The organism is Bacillus sp. NH11B (assembly GCF_001884205.1).
In the GTDB taxonomy this organism is placed as follows: domain Bacteria; phylum Bacillota; class Bacilli; order Bacillales; family Bacillaceae_G; genus Bacillus_A; species Bacillus_A proteolyticus.
The window spans coordinates 287,328-308,440 of sequence record NZ_MAOG01000107.1; the positions used below are offsets into that span (position 1 = coordinate 287,328).

Consider the following 21,113-nt stretch of genomic DNA (forward strand, 5'->3'; position numbering starts at 1 on the left):
CAAACTGTTTTATTTTTTCTCTTCTTTAATTTTAATATTTGCTTGTTTATAAAAAGCTATTTTTTCTGTATTATAGGATTTCGTGAATTCATTAAACTTATCTTTTTCTGATTCAATATCCTTATAAGATTGATTTACTACTTTTACTTTTTCACTTATATCTTTTAATTTTGTACCTTTATCTTGTAACATTGTATATAATTCTTTTTCTTGTTTTAACGATTTATTATAGCTATCATACATCTTATTAAATGAATCGTGTCGTTTCTCATATGTGCTTTTCACTTTATCCGCTTGATCTTTCAATTTCTTATCTTCAATTTTCTTCACATATTTATCTGCTGATTTCACTTCTTCTTGTGCCTTATTTAAAGATTCTTTTTCTTTTTTAAGTACTTTTTCTCGTTCATCTGTATTTTTCACTGCTTGGTTCAGTTTTTCCTTAACAGTTTGATTATTATCTTTTCCTTCTTGAACAATCTGGTTATATAATTCTTGTCCCTCTTTTTCTAAAGTTTCAAGTTTCTTTGCATCTTCAAACATTGTTTTTTCTTGCTTTGCAGCATTTTCAAATGCAACATATAATTCCTCTTCTGGTTTCGGTCCGAAACAACCGGCTAGTAAAGTCATTGATAATGCAGTTACAATTGCTAATTTATTATATTTCAACATCTTTTCCTCCTATTAGTAAACGATCATCGTGCCAAAAACCCCATGAAAACATGTAACTTCTTTATCTATTTCATGCTCGCATCTTTTTTACGAAGATCATCAATAATTATTTATACTGCTTGTACAATTTTAGCACTTGAAATTATGTAATGTCTTAAAACATAAAGGTATTTACTTTAATCTTACCTACTGCAAGAAACACTATAATGTTTCACCTGATAAAAGATAATCTATAACCTCTCACGTCTATCATTCCCTTTCTCGCTTTCTACCAAATAACCTCTTTGTCCATTTTACATAGTGCGAAGATGACCTCGCAACTCTTACAAAGATTCTTTTAATTTCTTAAAAAGGAAAAGTGTAGAGCATGTTTTCCTCTACACTTTTAAACTGAAAACATTGTGCAAAATGCATTGATACATCCACACACAATTATATGCTGATTCCATATATTTTTAAAGACTTTTGTTACAAAAAAAGTTTTCCTTTGTAACAAAAGTCAAAAAAATGTTACAAAAACTCTTTATATCATACTTCTTCAAATCAAAATTTCATTCATGACTTTGCAATTTTCTATAATTATACAATTGATTTTGTGCTTTTCTAAGCAAATCTTCAAAAGTTTTCCCTTCTATCGGATAACTTGCAGCCCCAAATAATAGTGTGACATTTAATAAATCATTCGCTATTTCATTTTGAATATTTTTGATTAATCGATTTGTTATTGTTGACTTTTCATAGCCATTATCAACAGCTACGATAACATATTTATTTTCATCCCACCTCGTCACTACATCACCCTTTCGCACTGTCTTTACAATTGTACGTTCTACTCTTTGGACTAACTTATCTAATTTTTTTTCTTGCACTGTGTCTTTTAATACATCCCATTCTTTTACAGAAAGGATATACACTGTAATATTACGAGAATCTCTTTCTGATAAAGCAGCTACTTTCCCGAAAAAATCAACGACAAAATCGTTGTTCGTCATTCCTCCTACTTCAATATTTTCATGCGTATTCGCTCTTTTATCGTACCGATGTCCAAAATAACAGCTTAGTATCATTTGCAGTATATAAATAATAAAGACGGTTAAAAATGATCGCGAATCTAGCTTAGCGATTACATCCTGAAGTGCAATCCATTCTGTAACCGCAACTGTGTTCCCAAGTAATAACCCACTAATTTTCCCTTTATATTTCATACTCTCCCCCCTTTTTATACCAATATATGTTTCTATAACAATAATGTTTTTCTACAAAATAAAAAATGTACATATTTAATGTACATTTCTACTTAAGCTTGTATACCTTTTCTAATTCATTTCATATATATAATATATATCGTTTTTAGGAAGGAGTGATATATATGCTTCAAAAAGAAAATCTATCAGATATTATACGTTTTCTAGCAGGTTTTCTGTTATCGTTAAAATTACTATTTAATTCTTTCGGAGTGAACTTTATTACAAACGATCAAATTGATGCTATTGTAAATGTTGCTTCCTTTCTTTTCATTCTATATTTTGGTTATAAAAACAATTATGTAGGAAAAAAAGGAATCGAGCAAAAAAAAGTACTCAAAAAACACAACCTTCACTAAAAAAGGAACCTTTCATACAGGTTCCTTTTTATCATTGCCGCACAACAACTTCATTTGTTTGCAGTGGACCATATGATAATCCTTTATATTGAAATGTATATGTAGCCTGAAATAATGCGTTTTTAAGTGCTTTATCTTTATTTGCTTTTATTTTACAAATTAGTTCTACCTTCTCATTCGGTAATAAATTTTCGATTCGCCACCTTACAAGCTGGAACAGAAACTCACTCATCCCCTTATCAACCTTTAATGAGTTTGGAATATATGCAAAATAATCTCGAATCATATGACTTACTACAACTCGTGAAATCATTTCCATTCCTTTATTTTCAACTTCAATTCGAATAATAAGTATGTCATTTACATCATAGGTCAGTTCATATGAAAATTTTTCTTTATACATACTACGGATTTGTAATGTAACTGCTACATTAGGACATTCGTTTTCCTTTTTTGAGCCATCAATCCATAACACCGGTTGTAGCGGTATTGAACGCCTTCCTTGATCCGAAATTCGTTTCCACATTTTCATAATAATATTCACCCCATTTCAGATGCATCATCCATACGACCTTATTCTGCCTCTCTACACGATATTAATAAAGCTTGTTACAAAAGATATATAGTTATTACTCTTCCTTTTATCCTATTCGACAATATAAAGAAAAAACCATTTTTCCTCTGTTAACAGAAGGTATTCTTACCGAAATATTTTTTTACAATTTCCTTCATTGACTTTATACCAATATTAAGTATTACTCACTCTTTCGCTATCCATACAACAGAATATTTTGACGGAAGAAAAAGTTTGCCTTTTAGTCAAATTTGACTATAATATTCTTTATGGCTTTGTCAGTGCACTTGTGTAAATTGATTTGAAAGAACTATATTAATTTTTTTATGCGCTGCACTCAAAACTTAATATAGTGTACTTATTATTAAAGGAGGGTTATATTTGGAATCTCAATTATTAAAAAAAGACTCCAACAAGACAAAATTTGTTGTTGCTGGTTTACTACTTGGTATTTTAATGGCAGCAATGGATAATACAATCGTTGCAACAGCAATGGCAACGATTGTTGGAGATTTAGGAGGATTTGACAAGTTCGTTTGGGTCACATCTGCATATATGGTAGCAACAATGGCAGGGATGCCTATCTTCGGAAAACTTTCTGATATGTACGGACGGAAACGCTTTTATATTGGTGGCCTCATTCTTTTCTTATTCGGTTCCGCACTTTGCGGAACAGCATCTAGCATTGAGCAGCTAAGTATTTATAGAGCAATTCAAGGAATCGGTGGCGGCGCTCTTATGCCTATCGCCTTCACAATTATGTACGATATATTCCCACCAGAAAAGCGCGGAAAAATGACAGGTCTATTCGGTGCGGTTTTCGGGACATCTAGCGTATTTGGCCCTTTATTAGGCGCTTATATTACGGACTATATAAGTTGGCATTGGGTCTTCTATATTAATATTCCATTAGGGCTTATATCCTTCTTCTTTATTACTAAATACTACAGTGAATCTCTAGAATTTAGAAAACAAAAAATTGATTGGGCTGGTGCTATTACACTTGTTATTAGTATCGTTTGCTTAATGTTCGCCTTAGAACTTGGTGGTAAAGAATACGCATGGAATTCCAATGTAATTATCAGTCTATTTACAACAGTTGTTATTATGCTTATTATTTTCTTCTTCGTAGAAAGAAAAGCAACTGAGCCTATCATTTCATTCCATCTATTTAAAAAACCTTTATTCGCAGCTAGCCAAGGGGTTGCCTTTTTCTATGGCGCCGCTTTTATCATCTGTACCGTATATATTCCAATCTTCGTTCAAGGTGTTCTCGGCGGTTCAGCCTCAAATGCTGGATTGATTTTAACACCTATGATGGTCGGCTCTGTAATTGGAAGTCAAACAGGTGGACAGTTAGCTTCTCGAACAAGTTATCGTAACATCATGATGGTGTCTGGTGTTTTCTTCGTTCTTGGTATTTATTTACTAAGCACCTTAACAATGGACACACCACGTGTACTCGTAACGCTATTTATGGTTCTCGCTGGACTTGGTGTTGGTTTCTCATTCTCAGTTTTAAGTATGTCTTCTATCCACAAATTAGAAATGAGAGACCGTGGTTCTGCTACATCAACAAACTCATTCTTCCGTTCACTCGGTATGACCCTTGGTGTAACGATTTTCGGTACCATTCAAAATCATATTTTTACAGATAAACTAAACACTGTGTTCCCTCCTGAACTAGCAAAATTAGCCCCAAAGGGTGGAGACACAAGTTTCTTATTATCACCAGGTGCTACCGATAAAATACCAGCTGAAATATTAACTGGTATTAAAGAAGCTCTTGCTACATCTATTGCCAGTACATTCTTCTGGGCACTTATCCCGGCTGTATTAAGTATTATTTGTATTTTACTTATGGGAAATGAACGCCTCTTTACCGGACCAAAAACGAAACAAAAACAAAAGCAAGTAAGTTAGTATAGAAAAAAGAAACGGCATACCCTTTCTGAAAAAGGGTATGCCGTTTATAATATATAAAGTAAAACTTTAATCAGCATAGGACCATTTCCACTAATTATAATCCCTCACCAATCGGGATTAAGTTTCTATATACAGGAGTTGAAACAGCATGAGCATGAAATTAGTCATTCTCGGCTTGCTACTCGAAGGGGATAAACATCCATATGAAGTGCAGCACATCATGAAAGAAAGACAAATGGATTGTTATATTAAATATGCAAAAGGATCACTTTACTACGCCTTCGAGCAATTAGAAAAGCAAGGTGCAATTAGTATTACAACTATTGTTCGAGATACGAATAGACCAGATAAAACAATCTTTCATATAACAGAAGAAGGAAAACGGTTATTTCACACGTTACTATTAAAACAATTCGAAGCAAAAAATCAAATATATAAACCAATTTATTCAGCACTCTCTTTCGCTCATTTTGGTGATGATCAAGAGTTACTTCCTATTTTAGAAAAGAAGAAAAATGATACCGTTCAATATTTACATAAAATGCAAACTATTTATGATTGTAGCAAAGGAAAAATCCCACGTGCACAACTATATATTTTGCAAAGCGTTATTGAACATATTACAGTTGAATTGCAATGGTTAAACACCCTCCTTACAGATGCAGTTGCAGGGCGACTTTCAGAAATTGATATAGATGAAGGTTAAGCTTGTAAAGAAGAGACTGTAAAAAGACAATAAAGTTATTTAATTTTAAAACCTAAGATAAACATACCCCCGTTCTAATTTAGGACGGGGGTATCATATAGTTGTTTAATTTTCGATATAGGATACTTCACTGTGCTCAAAAATATAACAATAAAATCGTTTGAAAATCTAAGATTTATTCAACAATAGTGTCCTATAATAGAATTTCGTTTCTTAAAATTCTATATAAAAAGGTTGTTGATTTTCATCCAAACTGTATTCAATTCTTTGTCTAAAATTCATAAAACTCACCATTTCTAATGCCTGTTCAATAGGATAAAACCCTACTTCCAAACTTTCTGGTGTAGTCGTTAATTTACCGCCAACTGGTCTAGCTAAAAATAACGTATTACATATTGAATGGTTCACATTTTGAAATACTCCACAAAATTTTAAAACTTCAATATCAATACCCGTTTCCTCTTTAGTTTCCCTTATTGCAGCATCTTTCAAAGACTCTCCTTCTTCAACTTGTCCACCTGGCATTTCCCACCCTCTTTTAGGTCCCTTGATTAATAGGATTTCTTTTTGTTCATTCATTACAATTGTCGCTGCTGAAACTATATGTTTTGGCGGTGAATAAATATTTTGTGTACTTTGTTCCAATTGAAATTCCCCGTTTCTATAAACTTAGTATATGCATCTTTATATAGCTATTTTGTTCTTTTTTGTGATAACTTACTATTTCAAAATGAACTATCCAATTCCCTTCCTTATTCCAGAATATGGACCGGTTCTTTAATAACATAACTAGCATCTTATCCCTGTACAAGTACACAATTCTTTATAAGTTTAATCCAATTCCCCCTTCTAACTAGTTAGAAAAATAAGAATAATAAAAATAAAAAACTTTGGAATTTTCTTATTTTAAAACAGTAGACAAAATTCTAAAAATTGTGTTAGAATTTGTTTCAATATCATATCGCTTGTTAAATTCCTTTCAAAAGGAAAATGGGTACACGAACATTTTGTTTCGTGTTTAAAAGGGAAGCTTGGTGAAACTCCAACACGGTCCCGCCACTGTAAATGCTGAGATTTCTTTTCTATACCACTGTGAAAATGGGAAGGTGAAAGAAATTATATGAAGCATAAGTCAGGAGACCTGCCTGTTTTAGCAACACTGATAGATTCACGGATGATGATGAGGTGTTAAAACAAAAAGGAAGGCTTATTTTCTATGCCTTTGTACTTTTTGTTATAGGTATTTCCTAGTAAACGGAAATGCTTACTTTCAATTAGGGAGGAATTTGAAATGGCAATTCAAACAAGTAATTTAGGTTATCCACGTATCGGACTACAACGAGAGTGGAAAAAAACATTGGAAGCCTTTTGGTCCAATAAAATCGATGAAGAACAATTTTTAACAACAATGAAAGAAATTCGCCTTCAACACATTAAAGCACAGCAAGAAAAAGGGATTGAACTCATTCCAATTGGCGATTTTACATATTATGATCACGTTTTGGATACTGCTTATATGCTAGGATTTATTCCATCACGTTTTTCTGAGTTTACCTCTTACCTTGATGTATATTTCGCAATGGCGCGTGGCTCTAAAGATCACGTAGCTTCCGAAATGACAAAATGGTTTAATACAAACTATCATTATATCGTTCCTGAATATGAAGAGGGATTACAAATCTCTTTAAAAGATAATCGTCCACTTCGCTTATATGAAGAGGCAAAACAAGAATTAGGAGTAGATGGAAAGCCTGTTATTTTAGGACCATATACTTTCTTAAAATTAGCGAAAGGCTATACACAAGAGCAATTTGCTACGATTTTAAACCAATTAGTTGCACCTTACGTACAACTAATTTCAGAACTACATGCAGCTGGTGCACAAATCATTCAAGTTGATGAACCGATTTTCGCTTCTTTAACGAAAGAAGAAATTCAACATGCAAAAGAAATTTACGAAGCTATTCGTAAAGAAGTTCCAAATGCGACTCTTCTTTTACAAACATATTTTGATAGTGTAGAAGAAAACTATGAAGAAATCATTTCATTCCCTGTATCTGGTATTGGATTAGATTTCGTTCATGGTAAAGAAGGAAATCTAAATGCTATTTCAAAATATGGATTCCCAGCTGATAAAATTTTAGCTGTCGGTTGTATAGATGGCCGTAACATTTGGAGAGCTGACCTTGATGAAGTTCTTACGTTATTTACAACGCTACAAAAACAAGTCCAAACGAAAGATTTCATCGTTCAGCCTTCTTGTAGCTTATTGCATACACCAATCGATAAAACAGAAGAAACTCACTTATCGACTGAGCTATTTGATGCGCTAGCATTTGCAAATCAAAAATTAGAAGAGTTAGTTCTTATTCATTCTGCTCTAACTCAAGGTACAGAAAGCATTAGTAATGAGCTAGAAACATACCGAAACGTACATCATACAATTCGTTCATCTGCTGCACGTAACCGAGAAGATGTTAAAGCAGCACGAACAGCATTAAAAGAAGAAGATTTCTCACGTCCTCTTCCATTTGAAAAACGATATGAACTACAGCAAGTAGCTTTACAATTACCGTTGTTACCAACAACAACTATCGGTAGCTTCCCGCAAACATCCGAAGTTCGTCAAACTCGTAAACAGTGGCGTAACGGTGATATTACAAATGAACAATATAATCAGTTCATTGAAAAGGAAACTTCGAAGTGGATTCGTTACCAAGAAGATATTGGTCTTGATGTACTAGTGCATGGTGAATTCGAAAGAACTGACATGGTCGAATATTTTGGTGAGCGCCTTGCTGGTTTCTCCTTTACTAAAAACGGATGGGTACAATCATACGGTTCTCGTTGCGTAAAACCACCTGTTATTTATGGCGATGTTGCCTTTATAAATGGAATGACTATTAAAGAAACTGTATATGCACAAAGCTTAACAGAGAAAGTAGTAAAAGGTATGCTCACTGGACCTGTCACTATTCTAAATTGGTCATTCGTTCGAAATGATATTTCACGAAAAGAAGTTTCATATCAAATCGCACTAGCACTTCGTCATGAAATTGAATTACTTGAATCTTCCGGAATAAGAGTAATCCAAGTCGATGAGCCCGCACTTCGTGAAGGTATGCCGTTAAAAGAGAAGGATTGGGATGCATACATTACATGGGCAGTTCAATCATTCCTTTTAGCAACATCTTCTGTAGCAAACGAAACACAAATTCACACCCATATGTGTTACAGTAACTTCGAAGATATTGTAGAGGCGATTCGCGCATTAGATGCAGATGTGATTTCTATCGAAACATCAAGAAGTCACGGAGAATTTATTGATACATTAAAACATACAACATATGAAAAAGGAATTGGTCTAGGTGTATATGACATTCATAGTCCACGTGTCCCAAGTAAAGATGAGATGTTCGCAATCGTAGAGCAATCTTTACAAGTATGTGATCCTAAATATTTCTGGATTAATCCAGACTGCGGTTTAAAAACTAGAAGAACGGAAGAAGTTATTCCGGCTTTAGAACACATGGTGCAAGCAGCAAAAGATGCTCGTTCCCTTTTAAAAACAAACGCATAATAAAAATGGGTTATCCTCCAAAAGGATAACCCATTTTTTATACTTTACTTTCAAAAAAGAATTCATATTGTATTTTATATAATTCATCATCCGTTGGCTCTTCAAGAGGAATTGCCTGTAATACAACGGTATACTCACCATTTGGAATATGGATTTGAAATTTATTTGAAAGAATACTAGTTACAACGATACATTCATTTTCAACTGTAAAAGGAACCGTAACCGTTCTAATCACTTCTTCTTTCTCAATATGTTTTCCACAAGTCACTTTTACTTCACAAGTATAATCAGAGAGTGCTTCAAAAATAACAGTTCCATCCGCCTTAGCATAACCTCTTTCAAAATCTTCATCTGTCCAATCTACGTAAGGCTGCTCACCGTCATAGTTCATCAACATTAATTGTGAATAAGAAATTGTTAACTCCATAGTTCCCTTCTCCTTCATTATGAAATATGCAACTACTACTTCACTTCAAATTTCACACGCGTACCATCTGGATATTTGTCTAGCTTATTCCCTACCCAAGAACCTGCACCGCGGTTATCTGCTGGACTTATATATTCAATATGAGCTCCCTTTCCGCCTTCCTTACACATCGCCATCGGCCATTCATCGCGATCATAACCTTTCTTCGTCGGATATGGCGCTAACGATAATTTCCTTCTATCAGCTGCACCATTACGATCAATTGTACACATTTCTGAATGCCCTTCTTTTATAGCATCCGCTATATGTTTCCCGGTCTCTGGATATCGTTCTTTCGGGAACTCTAAAATTTGATCATACGTAGTTGTTTTTTTAGTACTTGTCTCCTCTGGCACAAGTACTTCATATACTGCTACCAAAAGAGAAAGAATTGCAATAATTGAAATGATAATACCTTTTAATTGCTTCATGTGTACCTCCGTGTTCCTACCAATTTCTTTTCCTCAGCTATTATAACAAACTTCTTCTATGTATGTTTTCAGACATTATTTTAGCTCTTCCTTTCCATTCCGCCAAAAACATTCATTTTTCCTCATCTTTTCACTAATGCTGTAGAAAACTAATAACCTTCCGACATTCTTTTTCAAAGGAAGTCTTCATAAAAGATTGAAATGATATATACGATACTTTTTGGGGAGGAAATTTCATGGAAGCTATTTATAAAACGAAAGATGTTACAAATAAAACAGGTATCCCAAAACATATAGTCCGAAAATATAGCCAACTCTTAGAGGAACACGGTTATATCATTTCAAAAACAGCTGATGCTCGTATTTATAAATTGGATGATTTAAAACTATTGAAATCTATACATGAAAGAGCTGCTACATTACAAGAAGATATTTCAGAAACAATACCTATTATTTTAAAAGAAAAAGAGTCCCCACCTGTACCTGTTATTCAAGATAAGCAAGAAATACAACCAAAAGAAAAAGAAGATGGACGTAACTTTGAGGAATTCATGTTAAAACTTGAAATGCTTGCTCAATTAAATGAAGCAATTATTCATCAAAACTCTACTCTCATTACACAAAATCGTTTAAAAGACGAGAAATTAGATGAACTTATGCAACAAGTTTATGTAAAGGAAGGATCTCAAGAAAAAATGTTACAAGATCTAGTTGATCATGCCGCTCAAACCGATGCACTCCAGAAAGAAAAGATGGACTTATTAATGAATCATATGTATAAGCGAGAATCTAAACAAGAAGAAAAAATGAATAAACTTGTCCATCAAATTTACAATAAAGACAGCAGCCGTGATACACAACTTATGCAAGTTATTCGCGAAATTCAAGAAACAAAAAGATTAGTCGCCGCCTCAAAAGAGCAAAGCTTCTTTCAATCATTTAGAAGTTTATTCATTCGAACAAAACAAGAAAAAACAAATGAATAAACTTCTGTATATTTTCTAATGCACAATAAAATAAAAAGTTACCTTCTACCGGTAACTTTTATTCCTTATATCGTGCAGCTGGCAATATAATAATAGCTTCAGTTCCTTTTCCACTTTCACTTTTATATTCCAATGTACCATTATGTGCTTGTAAAATACTAAATGTTACCATAAGACCTAATCCTGTTCCTTTTTCTTTTAAAGAATAATACGGTTGTCCAAGTCTTGCTAACTGTTCTTTTGTCATCCCAACGCCACTATCTTTAACTCTTATTATTATCATTTCATCTTTTTGAATAGCCGTGACTTTTAAATACCCTTTGTTTCCTTGAATTGCTTCAATACCATTTTTAACAACATTCATAATAGCTTGCTTCAATTTCGTTTTATCACCGATAGTATAAAGGCTCTCAGAAATCTCAACTTGCAAATAAACGCCCTGCATCGCCGCAAATGATGACATAAGCGTTGTCATTTCAATTAATTGTGCTGATAAACAAATATGTTCTTTTTTTTCAATTTGAGGCCTTGCTAAATTTAAATAATCTGAAATAATCTGTTCAGCACGATCCAGTTCAGCTAATACGAGACGCATATAATCTTTGTTTTTTACGTCTTCCGTACTCTCTAGCAATTGAATAAACCCACGTACCACAGTGAGCGGATTTCGAACTTCATGTGCAACACTTGCAGCTAACTCACTTACAATATTAAGTTTTTCTGATTTTTGCATCTCAGTACGTAGTAATGCGTTTTCATTTAAATATTCCGTTAAATACACCTGAAATACCATAGTCATAACCATAATAAGCGAGGCAAATATAAACCCGCTATATATTTGCGAAATATACGGTGTAAAACCTGTTTCTAACAGCACATTAATCATGCCAAATACTAGAAAAACCAATACATAAAATGACGAAATCATAAATGCTAAAATTAGCTTCTTATCCCTTGAAAAAAGAGACCATTTCTTTGATAAGAACAATGGAACTATTAATAGAAATATTACTTCTACAACTGGAAGAAAGCTCATTCCTTTTAGTGCCCATTCATATGTAACAAAAATAACCGCTGGGATTAAACCGACAATCCCACCATATAAAAAACCACTGACAATTGGGATTGGGTGAAAGTTATACCCACAAACATTGTCAAAACAAATAGAATAGGTCATGGAGAGCACGAGCGTAACGCTAGATAAAAACATAATAAAGTAACGATTCGGCTTCGGAGGCATTTCTTGATAGCGATTTAAACGAATCGCTTCATATAAAAATAGTGGCAAAATAATGATGGCAATTTGGATCAATAAATCACGGATAAGCTCCATAGCCTCTCATCCCCTATATGTATTTTGATATGATTATATCATTTTATTAGTGTATTTGTTTTAAAATTTTGATTTTTCTTAACATTTTTGTTAATTCTTTGTTAACACCCCATATTAATTGTTACAGATTTTCGAAATGATTGTAAACCCTGTACCAAATTCCCTTCATACAGTATACAATGAATACGGATTACAAAGAAAATATAAAAATACTTCACTAGACGGACAACTACAGTAAAATACAGCATATAATCCATACTATCTATGTTTACAAATAAGTGATCATTACTTTAGTAGGAGGAAGATAAATATGGCGGGTACTACGCTTGTTTTAAAAGAAGAAAATTTGGTTGTTCTAGAAAATGTTGAAAAATCAGTGTATGAGGAATTACAGCATAAAACAGGAGAAGCAGATTGCACATGTGCTGTGAACGAATCAGTTGTTCACCTTGGCAAAGTATCCTCTGTACTTTGGAATGAAGATGAAATAGATTGGGAATACGGATACTAAAAAGTCGCTTATAGCGGCTTTTTTTCTGTTCTCTCTTTCTAAATTTCATATACAAAGCGTAATCATAGAAAGTATGATAAAATGAACTTAATTTTCAAACGGAAGAAAGGGAGATACAATGGAACAATTCATTAATCCTAGAGTAAAGGACATCCAAATTTCTGGAATCCGCCAATTCTCTAATATGATTCAAAACTATGATAATCTTATCTCTTTAACAATTGGGCAACCCGATTTCCCTACACCTTCTCTCGTAAAAGAAGCGGCAAAACGGGCCATTACAGAAAATTATACAAGCTACACACATAACGCTGGTTTACTAGAATTACGAAAGGCCGCTTGTAACTTTGTAAAAGATAACTACGATTTACATTATTCAGCTGAAAACGAAACCATCGTTACAATCGGTGCTAGTGAAGCAATTGACGTTGCATTCCGAACTATTTTAGAACCAGGAACGGAAGTAATTTTACCTGCTCCTATTTACCCTGGTTACGAGCCGATTATTCGACTATGCGGCGCAACGCCAATTTTTGTAGATGTTCGTGAAACTGGATTTCGTTTAACAGCTGAAGCATTGCAACATGCAATTACAGAACGAACAAGATGCGTCGTTTTACCGTATCCTTCTAATCCAACTGGTGTTACCTTATCAAAAGAAGAATTAGAAGATATTGTATCTGTCTTAAAAGATAAAAATATTTTCGTTCTTTCTGATGAAATTTATAGTGAGCTTGTATATGAAGAAAAACACACATCTATCGCTCATTTCCCAGAAATGCGTGATAAGACGATTGTCATTAACGGCTTATCAAAATCACATTCTATGACCGGCTGGCGTATCGGACTTTTATTTGCTCCAGAATATTTAGCAAAACACATATTAAAAGTTCATCAATACAATGTTACATGTGCTACTTCAATCGCTCAATATGCTGCAATCGAAGCTTTAACAGCTGCTAAAGATGCTCCGAAGATGATGCGCTATCAATACAAAAAACGCCGTGATTACGTATATAATAGACTCATTCAAATGGGTTTAACGGTTGAGAAACCAACAGGTGCATTTTATTTATTCCCATATGTTGGACATTTAACATCTTCATCATTTGATTTTGCACTTGATCTTGTAAAAGAAGCCGGGCTAGCCGTTGTTCCTGGAACAGCATTTTCTGAATACGGTGAAGGCTACCTTCGCCTTTCCTATGCTTATAGCATCGAAACTTTAAAAGAAGGCTGTGACCGTTTAGAAGCCTTTCTAAAGCAAAAAGCTAAGAGTTAAACTCTTAGCTTTTTTTATGCATAGTGATCACAAGTTTGACGCTTCAGTAATTTATGCGGAATAATGATACACTTTGCAGTTAACTCAGCATTCTCTACTTTATCAACTAAAGCTTTTGCTGCTTCATATCCTAGCTGATATATATTTACATCAACTGTCGAAAGCGGAGGACTCGCAATTTCTGATAATAAAGCATTATTAAAGCTTACAATAGAAACATCCTTCGGTACAACGAATCCTTTTTTAGAAAGTGCGCTTAGTACACCAAGTCCAATTAAATCATCCGTTGCCATAATTGCCGTCGGTGGTTGCTTCAGTCCCATTAACTCTTCAACGGCTTGTTGACCACTTTCTCTTGAAAAATCAAAATGTAAAATATACTCTTTTGGTAATACAATGTCTGCTAGTTTTAAAGCATCACTCATACCGGCTAAACGATCTCTCGTTACAAGTAAATCTGATCCACCACCAATGAACGCGATCTGTTTATGGCCTAGTGAAATTAAATATTCTGCCACTTCTCTTGCAGCTGTATAATTGTCATTATCTACATATGTAATTTCATCTTTTCGATCATATGGTTTTCCAATTAAAACAAACGGGAAGTTTTGGTCATGCAAGTATTGAATAATTCGATCGTTCTCTCTTGAATATAAAAGAATAATACCACCGATTTGACGACCTTGTACCATTTTTACAACACCATTAAAAATTTCATCTTCCGTTTCACCAGTCGACATGTAAAGCGCATACCCTTCCACATGTGCAAATGAACTAATTCCTCTTATAACTTCTGGGAAAAACGGATTTTGAAAAGCTTTACTTGCAGAACTCGGCATAACAAGACCAAGTGTCTTCGTCGTTTGGTTTGCAAGGTTTCTTGCATTTAAATTTGGATGATACCCTAATTCACTCATTACTTTTCGAACACGGCGCTTTGTCTTTTCACTTATACTTGGATTATCAGCAATTACACGAGAAACAGTTGATGGTGCTACGTTTGCCTTCTTCGCCACATCTTTAATTGTAACTGTCATAAAAATCCCCTCCTTTCACTTCTCTGCCATTTTCATATATTTTATCCCGCTATTTGCTGGGCAGTAAGACCCCCACCTCAAAATTCAGCGAAAGCAAAGAAGTTAGGTGGGGGTCAGGCTGCCAGTAAAAGCCCGATCGGTGAGAGCTAATAATCAGTGAGGATGAACAACAACCCCACTGATTAAAGTTTCACTTTATCTTGCACTCGTTGCAAGTCATAGGAGAAGTCACAAACTTTTATTTATTTATTCTATCTTGCAAAACTTATCATATTTTCCCTCTCCATGTATTGTAAGGGATATAGCTCTTTTTTCCTATACTATAATATACTATTTATTTCACTTCTTTTCATATGCGATGTCAAATCTCTTTTCATCTCTCTATAATTTTTTTATAGAGAGATGAAAAGAAAAATGGGACATAATGTCCCATTTCTCATCCTTTCGTACCTCCAGCTGTTAAACCAGAAATAAAGTATTTTTGTAATGATAAGAATAAAATCGAAATCGGGATTGCAATTAATACTGAACCGGCTGCAAACGTTGTAAATTCATTACCAAATTTCTTCGCTACCATTTCATAGAGTCCAACTGCTAAAGTATAATTTTCCGGTGTGCGCAAAATAATACTCGCTAAAATGAAATCTGTAAATGGACCGATGAAAGTGAATAACGCTACAACTGCCACGATTGGCTTTGCAAGTGGCATAATGATTTGCCAAAAAATACGGAAATGTCCAGCTCCATCCATGCGAGCTGATTCATCCAACTCTTTCGGGATCGTATCAAAATACCCTTTCATAAGCCATGTATTCATAGGGATTGCTCCGCCTACATAAATTAAAATTAATGCAAGATGTGTATCGATTAATCCTGTTAACTGCGCTAATACATATAGTGCGATTAACGCCGCAAAGTTTGGAATCATTTGCAGAATTAAAAATGTTAATAAACCATTCTTTCTTCCAACAAAACGATATCTCGAAAATGCATAAGCAGTAAAACTAATTGCTAACACCGAAAAAATCATCGTTAAAACACTTACTTTTAATGTGTTTTTATACCAAAGTAAATAATTACTATTTTCCAGATCTAATAACTTACGATAATGATCTAACGTTGCATTTTGCGGAATAATACTTGATCCTGATAAACTATCACCCGGATTAAACGATGAGCCAATAATCCATAATAATGGATAAAAAATAATGGCACACATTACAAAGATAACTAAATAACTTAATGAGAGACGTAACATCTTTTGTCGTTTAATATTCATTTACATCATATCCTCTTCTTGGAATGATTTTGTTCTCTTAAATTGCCATAACGCAACTGTAATAACGATTAACGATAAAATCATTGTAAGAGCTGCTGCTTTTCCGTACTGCGCCGAAGTCATCGTTAACTTATAAATCCATGAAATTAAAATATCTGTTCCACCTGCATCTTGCCCCGCTACAGCAGGACCTCCGCCGTTAAATAGATAAATGATACTAAAGTTATTAAAGTTAAACGTATATTGCGTAATTAATATTGGTGCTGTTGCATATAAGACAAGTGGCAATGTAATTTTACGAAACTGTTGCCAAGCTGTAGCTCCATCTACTGTAGCAGCTTCATATAACTCCCCTGGGATCGATTGCAGTATACCTGTTGTCATTGCAAAGACGAATGGGAATCCAAGCCACGTTTGAATCATAATTAAAGCGATTTTTGCCCAAAATGGATCTGTCATCCAAGCAATCTTTTCGATTCCAAATAAAGCTAATACTTGATTGTTAATTGCTCCAAATGTTTCGTTAAACATACCAGAGAAAACAAGAATAGATACGAATGCTGGGACCGCCCACGGTAAAATGAAGATTGTCCGAATAATTGCCTTCCCTTTAATACCAGGCTGATTTACGATAATCGCTAAGAAAATACCAAGCGCAACTTGTAATGTCGTTGCAACGAATGTCCAAATGACAGTCCAAGAAAATACGCTTAAAAATGTCTCTCTCCACATCGGTAATGTAAAGATATCAATAAAGTTTTTGAAGCCCACCCAATCTACTAATTTAGCTGGAGGAGAGTGATATAAATCGTAGTTCGTAAATCCAATTAAAATTACGAAAATGATTGGAAATACAACAACAAAGATAAGCAATAGAAAACCTGGTGAAACCATTAAATATGGAAAACCTTGATCTAATAAGTTACGATATTGCTCTTTTACTGAGTTTAATGGTGTTCCTATGTCACGCTTCTTTCCATTTTGGTATGCATCATATAAGTTAAATGCATATATCCCCAGTCCAAACACTATGACGATAAGTGCCAAAATCCCTTCTACTAATAGAAAGACAGAATGGTCACGTGGAACTTCTGTACCGAGTGTTACAATTCCCCATAACCCCATATTTAACAAATCAGCAAATGCTACAATGAACGAACCTGTTAATACTAGAAAAATAAGACCTTTAACATATTGTTTATTATATAGTTGACCAATGCCTGGAATAATTGATAACATGGTCGCCATTTTCCTATGCTTTGAACCGTTTAAATCTTTCGCTGGCTCCATAGATGTTTGCATGTTCCTTCCCCCTTTTTTCTTCCTACTTGGAAGGGAGAGAATTCGTGCCTCTTATATTCGAGGCACGAATTTCACCTTATTTTTTATTGCTGTGGTTTGCCTCAATATTCCCTTTAATTTGCTTCACTGCATTATCAAGTGCTGCTTTTGGTGCTTCTTTATCCGTAACAACTAATTGAAGCGCATCTCCAGCTGGTTTCCATACTTCTTGCATTTCTGGAATGTTCGGCATTGGAATTCCATTTTCAGATTGCGTTGCAACTGCTTTTGCAGCTTCATTATCTTTAATAATTGGATCTTCCATTACTGATTTTACTGGAGGAATTTCTTTTGTTTTCTCAAATCGAATTTTTGCATTTTCTTCATTCGTTACCCACTCAGTGAATTTCGTAGCTAAATCATTTTGTTTAGAGAAGCTTGTTACATGCCATCCTTTAACCCCAACAAATGTTTTCATTGGTTGACCATTTGGTAATTTCGGCATTGGAGCAACACCATAATCAATTCCGTTCTTTTCCATCGCTTGGAACGCCCACGGTCCGTTCATAATAGATGCTGCTTTTCCTTCGTTAAATAGTCCATCAGCAGCAGGTCCACCAGATTCACCGATAATACCTTTTGGGAATAACTTTTCTTTGTACCATTTTTGAAGGTATTCAGCACCTTGTACTGCTCCGCTATTATTTAATCCAACATCACTTGCATTTGGCTTTCCATCTTTTTCACCAAACACATAACCACCCATACCTGCCATGAATGCATTAGCAAAGTAGAAGTTATCTCCTAATGTTAAAAATCCGTACTTGCCATCCTTCGTAAATTCTTTTGAGAAGTTAAACAGCTCGTCCATCGTTTCTGGTGCTTTTGGCATTAATTTTTTATTGTAAATAAAGATTGGTGTCTCAATTGCTTTTGGTAAACCATATAATTTTCCGTTATATGTCTGTGCTTTTATTGATGAGTCAGTAAATTTACTCTTTACAGCATCATCAGCTTTCACTTCAGAAAGTAAACCTTCTGTTACTGCGTTTCCGATTTGATCATGTGGCAATGTTACGACATCTGGTCCCGTCCCCGCTGGTCCATCAAGGCGTAACTTCTTCACTTGATCTGTCATTTGCATTTCAACAACTTTAACTTTTACTTTATATTTTTCCTCAAAGCTTTTCACGGCTGGTTCTAAACCAACACCTTTTTTATCATCTTCCCAAACGAGAAGATCATAATCTTTCTTCTCTTTACTTGCTTCCTTTTTCCCTGAATCTTTCGGCCCACATGCAGATAACATACCGATTGACAATGCCGAAATTGTTAATAGTGATAATGCTTTCTTCATCCCAAAAAACCTCCCTAAATTGTCTATGTACCTTAGAAATTGAAAACGTTTGCATTAAATAGTTTAATAGAAGCGCAAACAATATCCCAATCTATGAAAACGTTTGCGCTATTTGTCTATCATTATACATTCTTTTATTCATTTTGCAAATATTAATTTTCAAAATAATCCCCTCATACTCTTTATCCATTGACTTTACATAAAATGAATACTACTCTTATAAGCAATATTAAAGTTATGTGAAAGGAAATCGTTTGCAACATAATCTTTATTATTTCGTTTTAGGTAACAATATGTATAGAGATATTAAAGGGGGATTTTCTATATGCTTAAAGAAGCGATCTATCATAGGCCAAAAGATAATTATGCATACGCTTACAATGAAAAAACAATTCACATCCGAATACACACAAAAAGAGATGATGTTCACAGTGCCGCCCTCATCTACGGTGATCCCTACGAATGGCAAGATGGAAAATGGATTACAGCGAGTACACCGATGAAAAAAACCGGATCTACTGAGTTATTTGATTATTGGTCGGTTTCAATCGAACCGAAATTTAAACGCTTACGATATGGATTCGAATTAAAAAACGACGTAGACACTCTTATTTATACAGAAAGAGGATTTTTTTCTAACATTCCAAATGACGATGTCGGTAACTTTTTCTGCTTTCCATTCATTCATGCAAAAGATGTTTTCAGGGCACCATCTTGGATTAAAGACACAGTATGGTATCAAATCTTCCCGGAACGATTCGCTAACGGGGACAGCTCATTAAATCCGATAAACACTCTTCCTTGGGGAAGTACCGAACCAACTCCAACTAATTTTTTCGGGGGTGATTTCGCTGGCATTCTTCAAAATCTTGATTACCTTGTGAAGCTTGGAATCTCTGGAATTTATTTCACTCCTATTTTTAAAGCCCATTCGAATCATAAATATGACACAATTGATTACATGGAAATCGATCCACAATTTGGGACGAAAGAAACTTTCAAAGAACTCGTTGAAGCATGTCATAAACGTGGTATAAAAGTAATGCTCGACGCTGTTTTTAATCACAGCGGATACTTCTTCGATAAATTTCAAGACGTGCTGAACCATGGTGAGAATTCCACCTATAAAGATTGGTTCCATATTCATGAATTTCCAATTATAACTGAGTCGCTTCCTAATTATGATACTTTCGCATTTACACCATACATGCCTAAATTAAATACTGCTCATCCAGATGTTAAAGAATATTTACTTGAAGTAGGTCGTTATTGGGTAAGAGAGTTCCATATAGACGGTTGGCGCCTTGATGTCGCAAATGAAGTCGATCACAGTTTTTGGAGAGAATTCCGTAGTGAAATAAAAGCATTAAATCCTGAAGTATATATTTTAGGAGAAATCTGGCATGATGCACTCCCATGGCTACAAGGGGATCAATTTGATGCTGTCATGAGCTATCCTGTGACAAACGCCCTACTTTCTTACTTCGCTAACGAGTCCATTCATGCGAATGAATTCATGAAACAAATTACGGATTCTCTACATTCCTACTCTATGAATGTAAATGAAGCGGCATTTCATTTATTAGACAGTCATGACACACCTAGAATTTTAGCAACATGTAATGGGGATACAAATAAGTTAAAGTTACTCTATGTATTTCACCTTTCTTTCATCGGTTCTCCTTGTATTTATTACGGTGATGAAATCGGTATGGATGGTGGTATGGATCCTGGTTGTCGTAAATGTATGATATGGGATGAAAAAGAACAAGACACTCTTTTATTCACACATATACAAACATTAATTTCATTACGGAAACAATATAAATCATTTGGAGGACACGGTATTTTTCAATTTATCGAAGCAAATGATGAACATAATTATATTTCTTATACAAAAACATATGAAGATGAAACTATCTTTTTCGCTTTAAATCCTACTAACAGTGAAATTACAGCTTCACTCCCTCTTCATATTACTGGGAAGAAAATAATTAACATTTACACAAACGAAGAATTTTCAGCGGAAGCAAGTGTATTACAAGTTACACTTCCACCATATGGATTCTCAATCTTAAAGTGGTAACAA

19 protein-coding genes and 1 riboswitch are annotated in these 21,113 nt (G+C 34.3%); of the genes, 8 read left to right on the plus strand and 11 right to left on the minus strand.

Features of this window, described 5'->3' with window-relative positions; genetic code table 11:
* Window positions 1–9: 9 nt before the first annotated feature.
* Window positions 10–672: a YkyA family protein gene (locus tag BAU27_RS17790; protein ID WP_071771536.1), complete on the minus strand. Its 663-nt coding sequence runs from the start codon at window positions 670–672 to the stop codon at window positions 10–12.
* 551 nt (window positions 673–1,223) lie between these two features.
* Entirely contained in the window at window positions 1,224–1,877 is a 654-nt protein-coding gene (locus tag BAU27_RS17795; RefSeq protein ID WP_071771537.1) for a diguanylate cyclase domain-containing protein, read from the minus strand.
* A gap of 164 nt (window positions 1,878–2,041) precedes the next feature.
* On the opposite strand from BAU27_RS17795, the gene BAU27_RS17800 reads away from it, so the two are divergent.
* A complete protein-coding gene (locus tag BAU27_RS17800; protein WP_071771538.1) occupies window positions 2,042–2,275 on the plus strand; it encodes an SPP1 phage holin family protein in 234 nt (77 codons plus the stop codon).
* 31 nt (window positions 2,276–2,306) lie between these two features.
* Here BAU27_RS17800 and BAU27_RS17805 read toward each other — a convergent pair whose 3' ends face one another.
* A complete protein-coding gene (locus tag BAU27_RS17805; protein ID WP_071746897.1) occupies window positions 2,307–2,807 on the minus strand; it encodes a hypothetical protein in 501 nt (166 codons plus the stop codon).
* Between the two features lie 423 nt (window positions 2,808–3,230).
* On the opposite strand from BAU27_RS17805, the gene BAU27_RS17810 reads away from it, so the two are divergent.
* Both BAU27_RS17810 and BAU27_RS17815 read left to right on the plus strand, forming a co-directional pair.
* Complete coding sequence (locus tag BAU27_RS17810) at window positions 3,231–4,772, plus strand: MDR family MFS transporter (protein WP_071746898.1); 1,542 nt, start codon at window positions 3,231–3,233, stop codon at window positions 4,770–4,772.
* Between the two features lie 151 nt (window positions 4,773–4,923).
* Window positions 4,924–5,481, plus strand: a complete 558-nt coding sequence (locus BAU27_RS17815; RefSeq protein ID WP_071771539.1) for a PadR family transcriptional regulator — start codon at window positions 4,924–4,926, stop codon at window positions 5,479–5,481.
* Between the two features lie 213 nt (window positions 5,482–5,694).
* On the opposite strand, the gene BAU27_RS17820 is transcribed toward BAU27_RS17815, so the two are convergent.
* A complete protein-coding gene (locus tag BAU27_RS17820) occupies window positions 5,695–6,126 on the minus strand; it encodes an NUDIX hydrolase (protein WP_071746900.1) in 432 nt (143 codons plus the stop codon).
* Between the two features lie 330 nt (window positions 6,127–6,456).
* Window positions 6,457–6,644, plus strand: a riboswitch (cobalamin riboswitch).
* A gap of 128 nt (window positions 6,645–6,772) precedes the next feature.
* Here BAU27_RS17820 and metE point away from each other — a divergent pair.
* Window positions 6,773–9,061: a 5-methyltetrahydropteroyltriglutamate--homocysteine S-methyltransferase gene (metE, locus tag BAU27_RS17825; RefSeq protein ID WP_071771540.1), complete on the plus strand. Its 2,289-nt coding sequence runs from the start codon at window positions 6,773–6,775 to the stop codon at window positions 9,059–9,061.
* A gap of 37 nt (window positions 9,062–9,098) precedes the next feature.
* Here metE and comJ read toward each other — a convergent pair whose 3' ends face one another.
* Both comJ and nucA read right to left on the minus strand, forming a co-directional pair.
* The gene (gene comJ / locus BAU27_RS17830; RefSeq protein ID WP_071771541.1) at window positions 9,099–9,488 is read right to left on the minus strand and encodes a competence protein ComJ; all 390 of its coding nucleotides are present in this window, start codon (window positions 9,486–9,488) and stop codon (window positions 9,099–9,101) included.
* 35 nt (window positions 9,489–9,523) lie between these two features.
* Complete coding sequence (nucA, locus tag BAU27_RS17835; protein WP_000811509.1) at window positions 9,524–9,958, minus strand: DNA-entry nuclease; 435 nt, start codon at window positions 9,956–9,958, stop codon at window positions 9,524–9,526.
* Window positions 9,959–10,194: 236 nt separating this feature from the next.
* Between nucA and BAU27_RS17840 the strand changes: the two genes are divergently transcribed.
* Window positions 10,195–10,944 carry a DUF3967 domain-containing protein gene (locus tag BAU27_RS17840; protein ID WP_071771542.1) on the plus strand — a complete coding sequence of 250 codons (750 nt, stop codon included), beginning with the start codon at window positions 10,195–10,197 and terminating at the stop codon, window positions 10,942–10,944.
* 58 nt (window positions 10,945–11,002) lie between these two features.
* Here the strand turns inward: BAU27_RS17840 and BAU27_RS17845 are convergent, their stop codons facing one another.
* The gene (locus BAU27_RS17845) at window positions 11,003–12,277 is read right to left on the minus strand and encodes a sensor histidine kinase (protein WP_071771543.1); all 1,275 of its coding nucleotides are present in this window, start codon (window positions 12,275–12,277) and stop codon (window positions 11,003–11,005) included.
* 310 nt (window positions 12,278–12,587) lie between these two features.
* Here BAU27_RS17845 and BAU27_RS17850 point away from each other — a divergent pair, with 310 nt between their 5' ends.
* Window positions 12,588–12,788: a hypothetical protein gene (locus BAU27_RS17850; protein WP_000929282.1), complete on the plus strand. Its 201-nt coding sequence runs from the start codon at window positions 12,588–12,590 to the stop codon at window positions 12,786–12,788.
* Window positions 12,789–12,906: 118 nt separating this feature from the next.
* Window positions 12,907–14,070 (plus strand): aminotransferase A, encoded by a 1,164-nt coding sequence (locus tag BAU27_RS17855; protein WP_071746905.1) that lies wholly within the window; start codon window positions 12,907–12,909, stop codon window positions 14,068–14,070.
* A gap of 14 nt (window positions 14,071–14,084) precedes the next feature.
* Here BAU27_RS17855 and malR read toward each other — a convergent pair whose 3' ends face one another.
* The 4 genes from malR to BAU27_RS17875 all read right to left on the minus strand — a co-directional run bounded on the left by malR (window position 14,085) and on the right by BAU27_RS17875 (window position 19,024).
* Window positions 14,085–15,107: a maltose operon transcriptional repressor MalR gene (malR, locus tag BAU27_RS17860; RefSeq protein WP_071746906.1), complete on the minus strand. Its 1,023-nt coding sequence runs from the start codon at window positions 15,105–15,107 to the stop codon at window positions 14,085–14,087.
* 436 nt (window positions 15,108–15,543) lie between these two features.
* Window positions 15,544–16,386, minus strand: a complete 843-nt coding sequence (gene malD, locus BAU27_RS17865; RefSeq protein ID WP_001022608.1) for a maltosaccharide ABC transporter permease MalD — start codon at window positions 16,384–16,386, stop codon at window positions 15,544–15,546.
* On the minus strand, window positions 16,387–17,688 hold the full coding sequence (gene malC, locus BAU27_RS17870) for a maltosaccharide ABC transporter permease MalC (protein ID WP_071771544.1): 1,302 nt from the start codon (window positions 17,686–17,688) through the stop codon (window positions 16,387–16,389).
* Window positions 17,689–17,764: 76 nt separating this feature from the next.
* On the minus strand, window positions 17,765–19,024 hold the full coding sequence (locus BAU27_RS17875; protein WP_071771545.1) for an extracellular solute-binding protein: 1,260 nt from the start codon (window positions 19,022–19,024) through the stop codon (window positions 17,765–17,767).
* 325 nt (window positions 19,025–19,349) lie between these two features.
* Here BAU27_RS17875 and BAU27_RS17880 point away from each other — a divergent pair, with 325 nt between their 5' ends.
* Window positions 19,350–21,110, plus strand: coding sequence for an alpha-glycosidase (locus BAU27_RS17880; protein WP_071771546.1), 1,761 nt, complete (start codon window positions 19,350–19,352; stop codon window positions 21,108–21,110).
* Window positions 21,111–21,113 lie beyond the last annotated feature (3 nt).

Bases quoted from the DNA above. Each gene is read 5' to 3' on its own strand.
- malC (WP_071771544.1), bottom strand. From the start codon at position 17,688: ATGCAAACATCTATGGAGCCAGCGAAAGATTTAAACGGTTCAAAGCAT.
- comJ (WP_071771541.1), bottom strand. From the start codon at position 9,488: ATGGAGTTAACAATTTCTTATTCACAATTAATGTTGATGAACTATGAC.
- BAU27_RS17855 (WP_071746905.1), top strand. From the start codon at position 12,907: ATGGAACAATTCATTAATCCTAGAGTAAAGGACATCCAAATTTCTGGA.
- BAU27_RS17840 (WP_071771542.1), top strand. From the start codon at position 10,195: ATGGAAGCTATTTATAAAACGAAAGATGTTACAAATAAAACAGGTATC.
- BAU27_RS17815 (WP_071771539.1), top strand. From the start codon at position 4,924: ATGAGCATGAAATTAGTCATTCTCGGCTTGCTACTCGAAGGGGATAAA.
- nucA (WP_000811509.1), bottom strand. From the start codon at position 9,958: ATGAAGCAATTAAAAGGTATTATCATTTCAATTATTGCAATTCTTTCT.
- BAU27_RS17850 (WP_000929282.1), top strand. From the start codon at position 12,588: ATGGCGGGTACTACGCTTGTTTTAAAAGAAGAAAATTTGGTTGTTCTA.
- BAU27_RS17790 (WP_071771536.1), bottom strand. From the start codon at position 672: ATGTTGAAATATAATAAATTAGCAATTGTAACTGCATTATCAATGACT.
- BAU27_RS17805 (WP_071746897.1), bottom strand. From the start codon at position 2,807: ATGAAAATGTGGAAACGAATTTCGGATCAAGGAAGGCGTTCAATACCG.
- malD (WP_001022608.1), bottom strand. From the start codon at position 16,386: ATGAATATTAAACGACAAAAGATGTTACGTCTCTCATTAAGTTATTTA.
- BAU27_RS17845 (WP_071771543.1), bottom strand. From the start codon at position 12,277: ATGGAGCTTATCCGTGATTTATTGATCCAAATTGCCATCATTATTTTG.
- BAU27_RS17875 (WP_071771545.1), bottom strand. From the start codon at position 19,024: ATGAAGAAAGCATTATCACTATTAACAATTTCGGCATTGTCAATCGGT.
- BAU27_RS17800 (WP_071771538.1), top strand. From the start codon at position 2,042: ATGCTTCAAAAAGAAAATCTATCAGATATTATACGTTTTCTAGCAGGT.
- BAU27_RS17880 (WP_071771546.1), top strand. From the start codon at position 19,350: ATGCTTAAAGAAGCGATCTATCATAGGCCAAAAGATAATTATGCATAC.
- BAU27_RS17795 (WP_071771537.1), bottom strand. From the start codon at position 1,877: ATGAAATATAAAGGGAAAATTAGTGGGTTATTACTTGGGAACACAGTT.
- malR (WP_071746906.1), bottom strand. From the start codon at position 15,107: ATGACAGTTACAATTAAAGATGTGGCGAAGAAGGCAAACGTAGCACCA.
- metE (WP_071771540.1), top strand. From the start codon at position 6,773: ATGGCAATTCAAACAAGTAATTTAGGTTATCCACGTATCGGACTACAA.